A 15,226-nucleotide genomic window follows, 5' to 3' on the forward strand; every position below is an offset into this window, starting at 1 on the left:
CTTATCCGCCGTTCTTTGCGCAAAACGCGCCGGTTGCAAAGCACAGGCCCAAAGCCGCGCCAAGGTCAAAATCGGGGTACGTGGCCAGCGCGGTGTCATGGGCCTGATCAAGCGTGGCACCCGCAGCCAAGGCAGCGAACCAAGCGCCGCCGCCAGGGGGCAACAGATGCGGGGCGGGGTCGAAGTCGGGACGGGTGATCAACACGTCCTGCGCCTGCATCTGCGGCTTGGGCGCATCCGCCTGCATGTTGAACCGCCAGATGTCATACAGCGGCCAGTCGGAGCGGAGCAGCACCGTCGCGGGGGCGGGGGGCAGCTGCGCCTGCATCATCGCGTCGGGCGCAATCTGCTGGAAAGCGGCAAGGTCGAAGGGCGCGCTGTCGGCGGCGTGATAGGACCGACGGAGTGCGAGGTCGAGACGAGCGCAATCGGGCAGGTAACCCATCTTTGACAAAGGCGGTTGCGCGGCAAGAAACTGCGGAAAATCAGCGCCATAGTGCATCATTAACGGAGAGCTCGGCGGATGCGCACGCACAAAGGCGGGGGCGATCTGGTCGAAGTTCTGCGTGCCTAGAATCTTGACCACCAAGGGAAAGGCGCTGTGCAGCGCGCCGATCAGCGAATGGGTGACGTTGTTGCGGTAAACGTCATAGCGCGTGTCAGCGGGCGCGCCAGCGGCACCGCGGAGCCCTTCGGGGCGGTCCTGCGTCGGGTCCAGCAGGGGCGTACGAAACCGGTGCAGCGTGGTCATCGGGCCAGCACATCCGCCGCACGCTCTGCCTCGGCGCGCAGGGTTGGCCAATCGGGCACGTCATTGTCCCATTCCACCAGCACGGGCTTGGGGCCAGTACGGTCCAGCGTATAGGCCAGCAAATCCCAGACGGGGTCGACCACGGGGCGGCTGTGGCTGTCGATCAGCAGCGGCTGGTTGAAACCGACGCTGTCTTCCTCGTGACCGCCGACGTGAAGCTCGCCCACGGCGTCTACGGGATAGGCGTCGATATAGTCGCGCGGGGAGAGGGCGAGGTTTTGAGCTGAAATGAAAACATTGTTGACATCCAGCAATAAACCGCAGGAGGTTCGGTGGGTTAACTCGGCCAAAAAGTCAGTTTCAGACAAGGTCGATTCATCGAAGGCGAGGTAGCTGGAGGGGTTTTCCAGCAGCATCTGACGCCCGATCGTGTCTTGCACCTGACTGATGTGATCGGCCACGCGGGACAGGGTGGCTTCGGTATAGGGGAGGGGCAGCAGGTCGTTCAGAAACTCGCTGTCATGGGTGGACCATGCAAGATGTTCAGAGAAACTGGCAGGGTTTGCCCNGTCACANAGCTTTTTCAAACGGGCGAGGTGGTCGCGGTCCANTGGCATTTCGCCACCGATGCTNAGNCCGACNCCATGAACGGAGAGGGCGAATTTTTCGGACAGGGCGCGCAGCTGNGCCAGCGGNCGGCCGCCATCGCCCATGTAATTCTCTGCATGGATTTCGATCCATTCAACTGGACCAGGATCGTCTTGCAGGTCTTTGAAATGNTGGGGTTTATAGCCGACGCCCGGGCTTGCGGGCAATGTGTCGAAACGGGTGGCACCGTCTGGCATAAGAGGCTCCCTATNCGAGGGGTCGNGTAAAGGGGCCTGCGCGGCGGCANGGGGCGTGCCGCNCAGGCGAAGGGTTTAAGCCGCTAAGGGCTTANGCTGGCAGGTCNCGGTCCAGCGCTTCGAGGGAGCCCATACGCTCGGACCCGTCGGCCATTGCGGGCAGTTCCATNTCNGCGCAGGTGCCTGCGTCAACCAGTTTCCAGGCGTTGCCCTGGTAGTCGGTGACGGATGTGCCAGCGCATGTGGTGCCCGGGCCTGCGGCGCAGTCATTCTGACCGGCAAGCGCCACGCCGTAGCATTTTTCTTTCGACGCGGCGTTTGCTGCGGTCGAATGTGCGGACAGGGCAGCGGCAACTGCGCCTGCAACGGCGAGTGTTTTCATTGTGTTGGACATTGGTGTTTCCTCCTGAGGTTGGTTGCTTGTCGATAAGGACATTAAGCCGCGNGGGGTGCGACAAAGCTACTCACATCGGAGTGTGTCACAGAGGCGTCAGGAAATCGCCGGTTTTCTTGTAACAATTCGCGAGATTCCAGCGTTGGGAGGCGCAATTTTGAAACATAGTGAAAGGTTCGGGGCGCAAGATCGTTGCGCCCCGAGAGGTTTGTTACAGCTTTCAGCCGCGCAAATCGGGCGGTGTGGCTTCGATGCCCAAGGCGTTCGCCACNTCCGACAGCGCCTGAACCGAGGTCTGCTTTTCCCCCAGACGGCGGACGGACACGGTTTTCTCTTCGACTTCGCGCGCNCCGACNGCAAGGATCACCGGCACTTTNCCGACCGAATGTTCACGGACCTTGTAGTTGATCTTTTCGTTGCGGATNTCGGCCTCGGCGCGGACNCCTTGCGCCTTGAGNGTGGCNACGACCTCGTGCACGTANTCATCCGCCTCGGAGGTGATGGAGGCGACGACGACCTGACGCGGGGCGAGCCAGAAGGGCAGCTTGCCCGCGTGTTCTTCGATCAGGATGCCGATAAAGCGTTCGAANGACCCCAAGGTGGCGCGGTGCAGCATGACGGGGCGGTGTTTCGCNCCNTCCGANCCGANATAGGTCGCGTCCAGCCGTTCGGGCAGCACGAAGTCCACCTGATGGGTGCCGCATTGCCAGTCNCGGCCGATGGCGTCGGTCAGCACGAATTCCAGTTTCGGGCCGTAGAACGCGCCTTCGCCGGGGTTGAGCGTGGGTTCGATGCCTGCCTTGCGGGTGGCCGANAGCAACGCCGCCTCGGCCTTGTCCCAGACCTCGTCCGAGCCGGAGCGTTTTTCGGGGCGGTCCGAGAATTTGACGCTGAAGTTTTCAAAGCCGAGGTCNTTGTAGATGCCCGACAGGAATTCGATGAACTTGGCGGTTTCGGCTTCGATCTGGTCTTCGGCGCAGAANATNTGGCCGTCNTCCTGTGTNAAGCCGCGCACGCGCATGATCCCGTGNAGCGCGCCCGAGGGTTCATAGCGGTTGCACGANCCGAATTCGGCCATGCGCAGGGGCAGGTCGCGGTAGGATTTCAGACCNTGGTTAAAGATCTGCACGTGGCAGGGGCAGTTCATCGGTTTCAGCGCGTTGACCGATTTCTCGCGGGCGTGTTCCTCGTCCACTTCGACGATGAACATGTGGTCTTGGTATTTCTCCCAGTGGCCGGAGGCTTCCCAGAGTTTACGGTCCACGACCTGCGGTGTGTTCACCTCGACATAGCCGCCGGCGCGTTGCTTGCGGCGCATGTAGTCTTGCAGCTGGGTGTAGATCAGCCAGCCGTTGGCGTGCCAGAAGACCTGACCGGGGGCCTCTTCCTGCATGTGATAAAGGTCCATCTCGCGGCCCAGCTTGCGGTGGTCGCGTTTGGCGGCCTCTTCCAGCATGTTCAGGTGGGCTTTCANCTTTTCCTTGCCGGTGAAGGCCACGCCGTAGATGCGTTGCAGCATCGCGCGGTCGCTGTCGCCGCGCCANTAGGCCCCCGCGATGGACATCAGTTTGAACGCGTCGCCCGGCACCTGTCCGGTGTGTTGCAGGTGCGGCCCACGGCANAGGTCTTGCCAGTCGCCGTGCCAATACATGCGCAGCGGTTCGTCGCCGGGGATGCTGTTGATCAGCTCGACCTTNTAGGGTTCGCCGTTGTCCTCGTANTGCTTGATCGCGCGCTCGCGGTCCCAGACCTCGGTCCGGACGGGGTCACGCTTGTTGATGATTTCCTTCATCTTCTTTTCGATCAGGCCAAGGTCTTCGGGNGTGAAGGATTCCTTGCGGTCGAAGTCATAGTACCAGCCGTCCTTGATGACGGGGCCGATGGTGACTTTTGTGTCNGGCCAAAGCTCTTGCACGGCGCGGGCCATGATGTGGGCGAGGTCGTGGCGCACCAGCTCGTTCGCNTGCGCTTCGTCGGCCATNGTGTGGATCGCGATGCTGGCGTCCGCGTTGATCGGCCATGCCAGATCGTAATGGGCACCGTCCACGGTGGCGCTGATCGCTTTCTTGCCAAGCGATTTGGAGATGTCGTTCGCCACGTCGCCCGCAGTGATACCTGCGTCGTACTGACGTGCGTTGCCATCGGGAAGGGTGAGGGTGATCTGGGCCATCTGGGCCTCCTCGTCGGTTTGGCGCCTACGAGACGCCCGGTTGCGGGTTATATGCGTCCGGCCTGTTTGGCGTCGGCGGTCTGGCTTGTCAATATCGCGGTGGGGCGCGNGGGCGCGGCGNGTGAAATGGGGCGCTGTCCTTTCCTTGGGGGCGCGGTGCCATAGATAACATCAGATTAACGGGTAGCGACGGGACGCGAAGACATGCAGGATGATGTGGCGCAGCGGGCGTTTGAGACGCTTTCAGGGGCAGAGGGCGACGCGCAGGATCTGTCGCCCCATGCGCAAGAGGCCGAGGCCNCGAACGCCCTGCGCCATATCGCCAGCCTGACCATGACCAAAGTGGCCGACGGGCTGATTGACCCCAAGCTCATGCTGTCGTGGCTGCTGACGGCGCTTGGCGCGCCTGCGGTCTATGCCGGGGCGCTGGTGCCGATCCGCGAGGCGGGGGCGCTGTTGCCGCAGATCGTGATGGCGGGCTGGGTGCAGGCGATGGCGCGGCGCAAATGGGCGTGGGTCGCGGGATCTGCGGGGCAGGGCATCTTCGCGGCGNTGATCGTGCTGGCGGCGCTCACGTTGGACGGATCAGCGGCGGGGCTGGCGATTTGCGCGGCGCTGGCGGGGCTGGCGGTCNGCCGTGCGGCCTGTTCGGTGNCGTATAAGGATATCCTTGGCAAGACCGTGGGCAAGTCGCGGCGCGGGTCNATCACGGGCACGGCGGGGTCTGTCGCCTCTGCCGGGGTGCTGGTGCTNGCGCTTTTGCTGATGTCGGGGNTGGTNCAGGATCGCGGCGTGGTGATNGCGGCGATTGCGTTGGCCGCGCTGCTGTGGGGCGGGGCGGCGCTGTTGTTTTCCACGCTGGACGAGGCCNNAAGCGAGGGCGGCAANGCNACGCCTGCCAGTTTNTCTATCCTGAAGGAGGACGCGAACCTGCGGCGGTTCATTCTGGTGCGCGGNCTGCTGGTCGCCACATCGCTTGCGCCGCCGTATTTTGTGGTNCTGGCGGGGGGCGAGGANCAATCCGCCCTNGGCCAGCTTGGCGCGCTGGTGCTCGCCTCGGCCTTGGCGTCGCTGTTAAGCTCNTACGTCTGGGGGCGGCTGTCGGATCAATCGAGCCGNCGTGTGCTGATGTTGACCGGCATTGTCGGGGCCTTGGCGATGGTCGGTGCGGTGGCGCTGGCACTGCTTGGGATGGCGACGCAGATCTGGGCCATGCCGCTGGTGCTGTTCATCCTGATGATCGCCTATCACGGGGTGCGGCAGGGGCGGTCGACCTATCTGGTGGATATGTCGCCCAAGGACCAGCGGTCGGCCTATGCCGCCGTNTCCAACACGGTGATTGGCGGGCTGCTGTTGGTCGCGGGCGTGGCGGGGGGCGGTGCCGCGCTGATCGGGCCGGTGGCAACGCTGGTTCTATTCGCCGTCATGTCCGCAGGGGCCGCAATTGCGGCGCTTGGGCTGCACGAAGTCGAAGCGGCGGATTGATCGTCGGGGCTGCGAGGCGTATGACTGGGGCGCGCATTTGATCCAAAGAGGTTCGCCCATGTCCAAACACAACCGCAACTTCGAGCTGACGATCAGCGATATCGACCTGATCGAGGCAGCGCTACATGTGACCAAACGCGATCTGTCGATGGATGCGCTGGACGAGACCGCATCGATGCTGCCCGCCGATGCCGCCAAAGACAGCCTGCGCCGGATCGACGATCTGCTGGGCCGTCTGCACAACCAGAAAATCTTTTATCGCCCCGCCAAGGGCACCTATCTGGGGGGCTGAGGATGACGGCTCCGATGTATCTGGAGACGCCTCAAGGGCGGCGGCTGGCCTATCACAAGACCGAAGGCACAGGCCCCTGCGTGGTGTTTCTGGGCGGTCTGAAATCCGACATGATGGGCACCAAGGCGGTGTTCCTTGAAGACTGGGCCAAACGCGAGGGGCGGGCGTTCTTGCGGTTCGATTATTCGGGTCACGGGGAATCCTCGGGCGCGTTCACGGAGGGCTGCATTGGCGATTGGGCCGAAGACACATTGGCCGCGGTAGAGGCGTTGACCGAGGGCCCGATCCTGCCGGTAGGATCATCCATGGGCGGCTGGCAATCGCTGCTGCTGGTGCGCGCGCTGCCCGCGCGGATCGCGGGGCTGGTGACCATCGCCGCGGCTCCTGATTTCACCGAAGACGGCTATTGGGCCAGCTTCACCGAAGCGCAGAAACAGACTTTGGCCGAGACGGGGCAGGTCGAACTGCCCTCCGATTATATGGAGCCTTACATCATCACCCGCCGGATGATCGAGGACGGGCGCAAGCAGCTGGTGCTGCGCGATCCGCTGCATCTGCCGTTCCCGACGCGCTTCCTGCAAGGCACCGCAGATACCGCCGTCAGCGTCGCCACAGCCGTGCGTCTGCTGGAACATGCGCAGGGGCCGGACATGCAGTTGCAACTGGTCAAGGATGCGGACCACCGCTTTTCCGACGACCGCTGTCTGGAGCTGCTGATCCAAGCGGTGGAAGAGGTCGCCGCCACGGCCTGAGGATAAGGGGCTTGCCATGCGAAAACCGGCCAGCATGTGGAGCCTTGAAACCTTTGGGCGGGTCCGGCTGTCGCGGCATTTCTTTATGCGCGATTTCATGTACTCCGAGATCTCGGGGTTTCACGGGCAGCCCAATATCCCCGACAATCCCGATCTTGCCATTGAAAACGGGCGGGCCTTTTGCACGACCCTGCTGGACCCGCTAGAGGAAACCTTTGGCCGCATCGCCGTGCGGTCGGGGTATCGGTCGGCGGCGCTGAATGCCTATGGCAACCGGCACAAGCTGAATTGCGCGGCCAATGACAACCCGATCGAATGTCACATCTGGGACCGTGGCGCAGAGGCGCAGGCGATTGCGGGGGCGACCATCGTGATCCCGTGGTTTGCCGACCAGTACGATCAGGGGCGCGACTGGCGTGATCTGGCGTGGTGGGTGCATGACCATCTGCCCTATTCCGAGATGTGGTTCTTTCCCAAGCTCGCCGCCTTCAACCTGACGTGGAGACCGCAGCCGCTGCGCAGCATCTCAAGCTATATCGCGCCGCGCGGGATGCTGTTGCGCGGCGGGAAGTCGCCGTCGGAGCCCCTGGCGCAGCGTCGTGCGCGCTATGGCGATTTTCCGCCCTTGCGTGGCATCGCCTATCCGTGATGAGGTGCGGCGCAGCAGCAGTGTCCCGAAGTGACGCGAATTTATGACTAGTGACAGGGACATACATGGCTGACCCTCTTGTTCTTCTGCCGGGCCTCATGTCTGACGCGCGGGTGTTCTGGCCGCAGATCGCCGAGCTGTCGGCGAAAACCGCTGTGACTGTCGCCCCGATTACCCAAGGCGAGCGGATCGAGGAAATCGCCTCTGGTCTGCTGGACCAACTGCCCAAGCGTTTTGCGCTGGCGGGGTTGGGGTTGGGCGGTGCTGTCGCGCTCGAGATTTTGCGCCGTGCGCCGGATCGGTTGACGCGGTTGGCGTTGATTGATGCCAGCCCGCTGGCCGAAACGCCGCAGACCGCCGCCGCGCGCGAGATGTTGATCGTCAAGGTCAAGTCGGGGCGGCTGGCCGATGCCATGCGTGAAGAGCTGAACCCCGTCTGGCTGGCCCCCGGTCCGAACCGCGCGGCGATCCTTGAGATTGCGCTGGATATGGCCGACACGCTGGGGCCGGAAGTCTATGTGCGCCAAGCCCGCGCCTTGCAACGGGCCCGTGACCAGCAGGCGGTATTGCGCAAGTGCAAGGTGCCGACGTTGGTGATGTGTGGCGAGGTGGGCAGGCTCAACCCCGTCAAACGCCATAGTTTCATGGCCGAACTGCTGCCNTATGCGATTTTGCGCGTGATCGAGGGGGCAGGGCATCTGCCTACGCTCGAACAGCCCAAAGCCACGACTGCCGCGATCAAGGAATGGTTGAAGATGCCCCTGACCCCAGCGTGATCGGGGCGGGTCAAGTGCGGGTTAGTGCAGCGCGTCGGTGATCGCCTTGCGCTGGTCACGCGGGACGATGTGCACGGGGCGTTTGGGCGTCGCTGTGTCCGGATCGATAAAGGGGTTNACCTTCCAGCGGCCTGTCACCTTGGCCNCGGCCGCCCGCGACAGCGCCCCCCAGATCAACCGTGGCAGCCCTTCGTTCCGCAGCTTGCCCGAGGGCGTCGGGATATAGCCGGTGCCGACGATCGGCCCAAGCGGGGCANGGTCGGACAGGGTGCGGGTCATGATGCTGGCAAAGGCGAGCTTGGGCTTGCGCAGCGTGTTGAACATCGGCGTGCCNCAGCAAGAGGCATACCAGCGCAGCAGATTTGTCTCTCCGAAGGAAAACACNGACAATTTGTCGAAACCCTGNTCGAAGTGGAACCTGTCNGGGGTGGTCTGGAACAGTTGGATCGCCCGTGGCGCGGGGTCGGGCTGGTCGAGGTAGACCTCGGCCGCGCGGCAATCGATGCAGTGGCATTGGGCNTGGCTGCCGCGCGCGGGTGTCACGCCGCGCAGGGTCCCTTTGACCGTGCCGCAGGCACAGGCAAAGGGCAGGTCACGCGGCGCGGCGGGCATTATGCCGTCGACTTCTGTGCGGGGANCGAGGTTTTACCCGCGCTGGCCGGAGCCGCAGGGGCCTTGGGGGCTGTCGCCTTGGCCGTGCGCTGGTTGTCGTCGATGAACTTCAGCACCAGCGGGCGGATATTCTCGCGCCAGCTTTTGCCGGCAAAGATCCCGTAGTGCCCTGCGCCGTCTTCNAGGTGGCTTGCCTTTTTGTCGTCGGGCAGACCGGTGCAGAGGTTCAGCGCCGCGATNCATTGACCGGGGGCCGAGATATCNTCCTTGGTGCCCTCGACCGTTTTGACGGCGACATCGGTGATCTTGCCGATGTCCACGGGCTGACCCTTGATCGAGAAGCTGTTGGTGCCGATCTCGTTGTCCTTGAAGATCCGCTGCACGGTGGAGAGGTAGAATTCAGCGGGCATGTCCATCACGGCGAGGTATTCGTCGTAGAACTTGTTGTGTTTGTCNTGGTCGCCCGCCANCCCNTGTGCGACNCGCATGATCTGGTCGCGGAAGGCCTTGGCATGGGTTTCGGCGTTCATCGTGATAAAGGAATTCAGCTGCAGCAGACCGGGATAGACCTTGCGNCCCACGCCCTGGTGCTGGAAGCCGACCTGCTGGATCATCATCTCTTGCAGCTGGTTCATGTTCACGCGGTGACCGAAATCCGTCACCTCTGTCGGGCTGGCCGCGGTGTCGATGGGGCCGCCGATCAATGTGAGCGAGCTTGGCTGCGCCTTGGGGTCCTGTTCCGCCAGATAGGCNGTCGCGGCGAGGGTCAGCGGNGCGGGTTGGCAGACGGCAATGACATGCACGTCGGGGCCCAGATGGCGCATATAGTCAACNAGCCGCAGGGTATAATCCTCTACGTCGAACTTGCCGGCGCTGACGGGGATGTCGCGGGCGTTGTGCCAGTCGGTGATNTAAAGGTCCGCGTCAGGGATCAGGCTGATGACGGTNGACCGCAGCAGCGTCGCATAGTGGCCCGACATNGGCGCGACCAGCAGGATCTTGCGCTTGGGCGCATCGCGGCCCTGTACGACGAAATGCACCAGATCGCCAAAGGCACCTTCCAGCTCTTTCTCGATCAGGACGGGATGGTCCGCACCATCAACGCCCACGGCGGGGGGGATNTCCCAATCAGGTTTGACCACCATGCGCGAAAAGCTGCGNTCGGTCACTTCGCCCCATGCGGCCATCCAGTTCAGCNCAGGGTTCGGGATGGCGGCAAAAGCGGGATACGATGCCATCGCCAACGCCGTGGCACCCAGCCACTGGTTGGTGTTTCTCANCGTTTCCATTAAATCGTAAGATGCCATATACTTCATGTAAGGGGTCTCCTGTTGGGGGCCTTGTGCCCGGCATCTTGTCAGACCCTCCCCCAAAGGTCGGCACGATGCTGCAGGTGCAAACATAGGGAGGAACGGTTACTATGACAATAAAAACAACCAAGACCGACGCAGAGAGCTCCAAGGCACAGGAACGTATGGAGGAAAACCTGCGNAAGGTCGAAGCGCTTGGCGCGCGGCTGTCGCAGATCATGGTCGGNCGGGACACGCATCAGGCGAGTTTGGACGGCCCGAATCAAGAGCTGTTTGCAAAGGCCGCCGCGTCCTANTGGACCGAAGCCGTACAGAACCCCGCCAAGATGATCGAACAGCAGGTNTCCTACTGGAGCAAATCCGTCGGCCACTTTATGGAGGCGCAGCAGGCGCTGGCCAAAGGCAAGCTGGCCGCGCCGGAAGATACCTCGCCCGAGGATCGCCGCTTTGCCAACCCGCTGTGGAAGTCGCACCCCTATTTCAACTTTGTCAAACAGCAGTACCAGATCAACGCAGAGGCCTTGGGCCAAGCGGTGGATCANGTGGCCGATCTGGCCCCGCATGAAAAGAAACGGCTGCAATACTTCAGCCGCCAGATCATCGACATGATGAGCCCGACCAATTTTCTGGCCACCAACCCCGATGCGCTGGANCGCGCTGTNGCGACCGAGGGCGAAAGCCTGATCCGCGGGCTGGAGAACCTGATTGCCGATCTNGAGGCGAATAACGGCGAGNTGATCGTGCGGCTGGCCGATGAAAGCGCGTTTGAACTGGGCCGCAACATCGCCACATCCCCCGGCAAGGTCGTCTATCGCAACAATCTGTTCGAGCTGATCCAATACAGCCCCAGCACCGAAAAGGTCGACGCCACGCCGATCGTGATCTTCCCGCCCTGGATCAATAAATTCTATATCCTTGATCTCAAGGCCCAGAACAGTCTGGTGAAATGGATCGTGGATCAGGGCTATACGCTGTTTATGGTGTCATGGGTCAATCCGGACCAAAGTCATCGTGACATCGGCATGGGCGACTATATCGAGGACGGGTTCCTGACCGCGATCCGCGAGGTCAAGGAGATCACNGCGCAGGAACAGGTGCACGCCGTAGGCTATTGCATCGCGGGNACCACGCTGTCGCTGACGCTGTCCTTGATGAAGCAGCGCGGCGATACATCCGTCAAATCCGCGACCTTCTTTACCGCGCTCACCGATTTNTCCGATCAGGGGGAGTTCCAGCCCTTCCTGACCGATGACTTTATCGACGGGATCGAGGCAGAGACCAAGGANAAGGGGATCCTGCCTTCGGTCATCATGGCGCGGACGTTCTCTTTCTTGCGGTCGAATGATCTGGTCTATGGGCCCGCGATCAAAAGCTACATGCTGGGCGACACGCCGCCGGCCTTTGATCTGCTGTATTGGAACGGCGACGGGGCGAACCTGCCGCAGCGCATGGCGATGGAGTATCTGCGCGGGCTTTGCCAGCAGAACAAGCTGGTCGAGGGCGGCTTTGAACTGTTGGGTCATCGTCTGAAGCTGGAGGATATCGACGTNCCGCTNATCGCCATCGGCTGCGAGACCGACCACATCGCGCCGTGGAAAGACAGCTATCGCGGCGTGCGCATGATGGGCAGCGCGGACAAGACCTTTGTGATGACCCAATCGGGCCANATCGCGGGGATCGTGAACCCGCCGAGCAAAGGCAAATANGGCCACTACACAAACGACNACCTGTCGNTGGATCACGAGGACTGGCTGGAGGGGGCAAAGTTCCANGAAGGGTCGTGGTGGCCCCGCTGGGGCGCGTGGCTAGAGAATCGCTCTGACGGGAAAGTCGATGCCCGTATTCCGGGTGAAAAGGGCCGTGATACCTTGGGCGANGCNCCGGGNACCTATGTGGTGCGCAAGGCAAGGGGCTGATCTGATTAGTCAATTTTTTATGGGGCGGCGGGCTGGAANGGNCTNATGCTGCATTGCAGAAAAAACTTGCAATGCCGCACCGCAGCATCTATCTATGGGGTAGTCATAACGTAGCGGTAGACGCCGCTTGACCCCAGAAGGAGAGTTTACCATGACGAAGACACCAGATTTCGCCGCGATGATGAAAGACATGATGGGTGCATTCCCAGTTGACACATCCGCAATGAACGACGCGTTCAAAACAACCGCGACACTGAACGAAAAGCTGTCCGGCGTAGCGCTGAACGCTGCCGAGAAATCCGCCGAGATTTCCAGCAAATGGACAAAAGACACTCTGGCAAAAATGTCCGAGATGTCGAAAGCCAAGCAAGAGCCAGCAGATTACGCCAAAGCAATGACCGAGTTCACCTCGGCCTCTGCTGAAGTCGCGTCCGAGCATATGGCCGCTTTCGCTGAAATCGCGAAAAAGGTNCANATGGACACNGTNGAGCTGATGATGGCTGCGGGCAAAGACATGTCCGAAGAAGCAACAGCTGCTGTGAAAAAAGCGACATCCGACGCGACAGCCGCCACAAAGAAAGCCGCTGCGAAGTAATCGCACCGGCCTTTGGTTCAGGTAAAGATTGATCAGGGCAGACTTTGCGGTCTGCCCTTTTTTGTGGCACCTATCTTTTTCATTTAAGCTGCCCTAAGCTGCAATGCAGCATGCTATTTGGGAAGGATCTACCGTGACCGAAACAGTCAAGCCCCTGCTTATCAAACGATATGCCAGCCGCCGCCTGTATAATACCGAAACCAGTGACTATGTGACGCTGGATGATATCTCGGGGTTTATCCGCGACGGGCGCGAGGTGCAGATTGTGGACCTGAAATCAGGCGACGATCTGACCCGTCAATATCTGCTGCAAATCATCGCCGAACACGAAAGCCGCGGTGAATCCGTGCTGCCNGTGGATGTGCTGAACGATCTTGTGCGCAGCTATATGTCCCCCGATGCGAGCGTTGTGCCGCAGTTCCTCAAGACATCGTTTGACATGCTGCGCGACGGTCAGGCGCGGGTGCTTGAGAACATGAACACGATCAACCCGATGGCGAAGATGCCCGGTTTCGAGGTCATGCAGGCCCAGCAAGAGGCGTTCATGAAGGCGATGACCGGCAATATGCCGACGCCTTGGAACGGCATGGGCAAGACCGACCAGCGCCCCGCCAGCGCCAAGGGCGATGACGCCGAAAGTCTGGATGCGATCAAACAACAACTNGCCGAGCTGCAGGAAAAACTCTCCAAGCTGAAGTGACGGCGATTGGCCCCCGTTTGAACGGTTAAAGCCCACCCGCTGACGGGTGGGCTTTGGTGTGTCTGCCGGATGCCTCCGGCGGGNGTTTATCTGGCAAAATGAAGCCTCAGGCCGCNGCGGATTTCGTCACCGTCGCCAGCGCCCCGAGCAGCACATTCACAATCGCGTCGAGCTCGGCTGGTTGCAGTTGCACGGGCAGGCGCACGTCGCAGGCGGTCATCAACATGGCGCGGGTCCGGGGNAGGTCGGGCAGNTCNTNGATGAACTGCCAGTTCCAGAAGGCGCGCGCGTTGTCGGTGCTTTGGCCGAAGACCTGAACCTTGACGCCGGCCTTGGCGCTGGCTTCGGCNAAGGCGCGGATGGCGGCATCGTCCAGCCCGACCAGATTGAACTGGATGGAATCCGGCGCGCGGGTTTCGGGGGGCAGNGGGGCGGGGACGTCGATCTGGGGGGCGGCGTTCAGCTTGGCCGCGACNTAGTCGTGGTTGCGCAGCCCGTCGGCCACACGGCGGGGCAGTTCGGCCAGTTGGGCCCGCACCAGCACCGCTGACAGGTTGTTGAGACGCANGTTATAAAGCGGCAGTTTGTTNTGCCAGCGCGNGCAGGCGTCCGCGATGCCGGGGTGTTTCTTCCAGTTGTGTTCATAGGCACCGGACATGATGATCGCACGGGCCACCAGATCGGCGTCGTCGGTGATCAGGATGCCGCCTTCGCCCGCGTTGACCATCTTGTAGGACTGGAAGGAAAAGCAGCCGATCTTGCCGATGGTGCCGATCTTGCGGTCGTGCCAGAGGGTGCCGAGCGAATGNGCCGCATCCTCGATCACCGGCACGTTTGCGGCATCGCACAGCTGCATGATCGCATCCATATCCGAGGTATGCCCCCGCATGTGGCTGATGATCACCGCGTCGACACCCGGCAGCTTGGCGGCGAAATCCNCCATATCGATCCGGTAGTTNNCCCCGACCTCGCAGAGCACCGGCGTATAATTGGCGTGGATCACGGCAGAGGGCACGGCCGCGAAGGTAAAGCCGGGGATCAGCACCTTGGCATTCTGCGGCAGGTCGAGCGCCAGCAGCGACAGAAACAGCGCGGCAGAGCAGGACGACACCGCCAGCGCATAGCGGCTGCCCATCATCTGCGCAAACTCGGCCTCCAGCAGGGACACCGGCGCATCGGCGGCAGCGGTGTAGCGAAACAGATCGCCGCTTTGCAGCAGCTGCTCTATCTCGGCGCGGGCTGTGTCGGGAATGGCTTCGGCGCTGTGCATGTCGGGCAGGGTCATATTTCAATATCCTGAATGTTTGTTTTCAGAATGGTAAANCAATGCGCCTATGGGACCAAGCCTTTTCCCCGTTCCGCTTCATGAATGTTTTGTGACTATATCCCCAGACGGTCGCGCAGGCTGAACCAGCTCATGGCGAGCGCAAGCAGCGGGCTGCGCAGNGCGCCGCCGCCGGGGAAGGTCGGCGTGGGCAGGGCGCTCATCGTGTCAAAGCCGTCGCCATCGCCCTGGATCGCACNGGCCATCAGCTGCCCTGCGTGGATCGCGGTGCCGACGCCGTGGCCGGAATAGCCCGAAGCCGACAGGATGTTCGGGGCCACGCGGGCCAGAAAGGGCAGCCGTTTCATGGTGATCGCCAGCGTGCCGCCCCAGGCGTAGTCGATCTTGACGTCGNGCAGCGCGGGGAAAACNTGGCCCATGGGTTTGCGCGCCTTGGCGGCGAGGTCGCTGGGGAAGCGGTAGCCATAGCTTTCGCCGCCGCCGAACAGCAGCCGCCCATCATGGCTGAGCCGGAAATAATTCACCACGAATTTGCTATCGGCCACGGCGACATCCCGGGGCAACACGTCTTTCACGCGGTCGCCCAAGGGTTCGGTAGCGACGATAAAGTTGTTGATAGGCATGACCTTGGCCGCAACCTTGCGGTTCAGCCCGCCCAGATAGCCGTTGCAGGCCAGGATCACATGGTCCGCCG

General features: G+C 61.9%; 16 protein-coding genes. 8 read left to right on the forward strand and 8 right to left on the reverse strand.

Annotated elements, in window-relative coordinates:
• Position 1: 1 nt before the first annotated feature.
• The 4 genes from CBB63_RS06945 to thrS all read right to left on the reverse strand — a co-directional run bounded on the left by CBB63_RS06945 (position 2) and on the right by thrS (position 4,160).
• Positions 2–751, reverse strand: a complete 750-nt coding sequence (locus CBB63_RS06945) for an HvfC/BufC N-terminal domain-containing protein (RefSeq protein ID WP_286698619.1) — start codon at positions 749–751, stop codon at positions 2–4.
• Positions 748–1,596 carry an MNIO family bufferin maturase gene (gene bufB / locus CBB63_RS06950; RefSeq protein WP_286698620.1) on the reverse strand — a complete coding sequence of 283 codons (849 nt, stop codon included), beginning with the start codon at positions 1,594–1,596 and terminating at the stop codon, positions 748–750. The genes CBB63_RS06945 and bufB overlap by 4 nt, the downstream gene beginning before the upstream one ends.
• A gap of 91 nt (positions 1,597–1,687) precedes the next feature.
• The gene (locus CBB63_RS06955; protein WP_286698621.1) at positions 1,688–1,990 is read right to left on the reverse strand and encodes a BufA1 family periplasmic bufferin-type metallophore; all 303 of its coding nucleotides are present in this window, start codon (positions 1,988–1,990) and stop codon (positions 1,688–1,690) included.
• A gap of 220 nt (positions 1,991–2,210) precedes the next feature.
• Complete coding sequence (gene thrS, locus CBB63_RS06960) at positions 2,211–4,160, reverse strand: threonine--tRNA ligase (RefSeq protein WP_286698622.1); 1,950 nt, start codon at positions 4,158–4,160, stop codon at positions 2,211–2,213.
• 204 nt (positions 4,161–4,364) lie between these two features.
• Between thrS and CBB63_RS06965 the strand changes: the two genes are divergently transcribed.
• The 5 genes from CBB63_RS06965 (at position 4,365) to CBB63_RS06985 (ending at position 8,114) form a co-directional block, all read left to right on the forward strand.
• Complete coding sequence (locus CBB63_RS06965) at positions 4,365–5,645, forward strand: MFS transporter (RefSeq protein WP_286698623.1); 1,281 nt, start codon at positions 4,365–4,367, stop codon at positions 5,643–5,645.
• 58 nt (positions 5,646–5,703) lie between these two features.
• On the forward strand, positions 5,704–5,937 hold the full coding sequence (locus CBB63_RS06970) for a hypothetical protein (protein WP_009826556.1): 234 nt from the start codon (positions 5,704–5,706) through the stop codon (positions 5,935–5,937).
• A 2-nt stretch (positions 5,938–5,939) separates the two neighbouring features.
• Entirely contained in the window at positions 5,940–6,689 is a 750-nt protein-coding gene (locus CBB63_RS06975; RefSeq protein WP_286698624.1) for an alpha/beta hydrolase, read from the forward strand.
• A gap of 34 nt (positions 6,690–6,723) precedes the next feature.
• Positions 6,724–7,338, forward strand: a complete 615-nt coding sequence (locus tag CBB63_RS06980; RefSeq protein ID WP_286698638.1) for a hypothetical protein — start codon at positions 6,724–6,726, stop codon at positions 7,336–7,338.
• 65 nt (positions 7,339–7,403) lie between these two features.
• On the forward strand, positions 7,404–8,114 hold the full coding sequence (locus CBB63_RS06985) for an alpha/beta fold hydrolase (protein WP_286698625.1): 711 nt from the start codon (positions 7,404–7,406) through the stop codon (positions 8,112–8,114).
• 21 nt (positions 8,115–8,135) lie between these two features.
• Here CBB63_RS06985 and CBB63_RS06990 read toward each other — a convergent pair whose 3' ends face one another.
• Together CBB63_RS06990 and phaZ are read right to left on the reverse strand one after the other, a co-directional pair.
• Positions 8,136–8,726, reverse strand: a complete 591-nt coding sequence (locus CBB63_RS06990; RefSeq protein ID WP_286698626.1) for a DUF6151 family protein — start codon at positions 8,724–8,726, stop codon at positions 8,136–8,138.
• Positions 8,726–10,042 carry a polyhydroxyalkanoate depolymerase gene (phaZ, locus tag CBB63_RS06995; protein WP_286698627.1) on the reverse strand — a complete coding sequence of 439 codons (1,317 nt, stop codon included), beginning with the start codon at positions 10,040–10,042 and terminating at the stop codon, positions 8,726–8,728. The genes CBB63_RS06990 and phaZ overlap by 1 nt, the downstream gene beginning before the upstream one ends.
• 104 nt (positions 10,043–10,146) lie before the next feature.
• Here phaZ and CBB63_RS07000 point away from each other — a divergent pair, with 104 nt between their 5' ends.
• From CBB63_RS07000 to phaR, 3 genes are all read left to right on the forward strand, one after another.
• Positions 10,147–11,952, forward strand: coding sequence for a PHA/PHB synthase family protein (locus CBB63_RS07000; protein WP_286698628.1), 1,806 nt, complete (start codon positions 10,147–10,149; stop codon positions 11,950–11,952).
• Positions 11,953–12,103: 151 nt separating this feature from the next.
• Positions 12,104–12,547: a phasin, PhaP gene (locus CBB63_RS07005; protein WP_286698629.1), complete on the forward strand. Its 444-nt coding sequence runs from the start codon at positions 12,104–12,106 to the stop codon at positions 12,545–12,547.
• A gap of 103 nt (positions 12,548–12,650) precedes the next feature.
• Entirely contained in the window at positions 12,651–13,247 is a 597-nt protein-coding gene (phaR, locus tag CBB63_RS07010; protein WP_009826563.1) for a polyhydroxyalkanoate synthesis repressor PhaR, read from the forward strand.
• Between the two features lie 106 nt (positions 13,248–13,353).
• Here phaR and CBB63_RS07015 read toward each other — a convergent pair whose 3' ends face one another.
• Both CBB63_RS07015 and CBB63_RS07020 read right to left on the reverse strand, forming a co-directional pair.
• Positions 13,354–14,532 (reverse strand): DegT/DnrJ/EryC1/StrS family aminotransferase, encoded by a 1,179-nt coding sequence (locus tag CBB63_RS07015; protein ID WP_286698630.1) that lies wholly within the window; start codon positions 14,530–14,532, stop codon positions 13,354–13,356.
• Between the two features lie 95 nt (positions 14,533–14,627).
• Positions 14,628–15,226 (reverse strand): NAD(P)/FAD-dependent oxidoreductase (locus CBB63_RS07020; RefSeq protein WP_286698631.1); only part of this gene is annotated, 599 nt, incomplete at its 5' end.

Origin of the sequence: Sulfitobacter sp. TMED3 (assembly GCF_002167505.1) — a bacterium.
In the GTDB taxonomy this organism is placed as follows: domain Bacteria; phylum Pseudomonadota; class Alphaproteobacteria; order Rhodobacterales; family Rhodobacteraceae; genus Sulfitobacter; species Sulfitobacter pontiacus.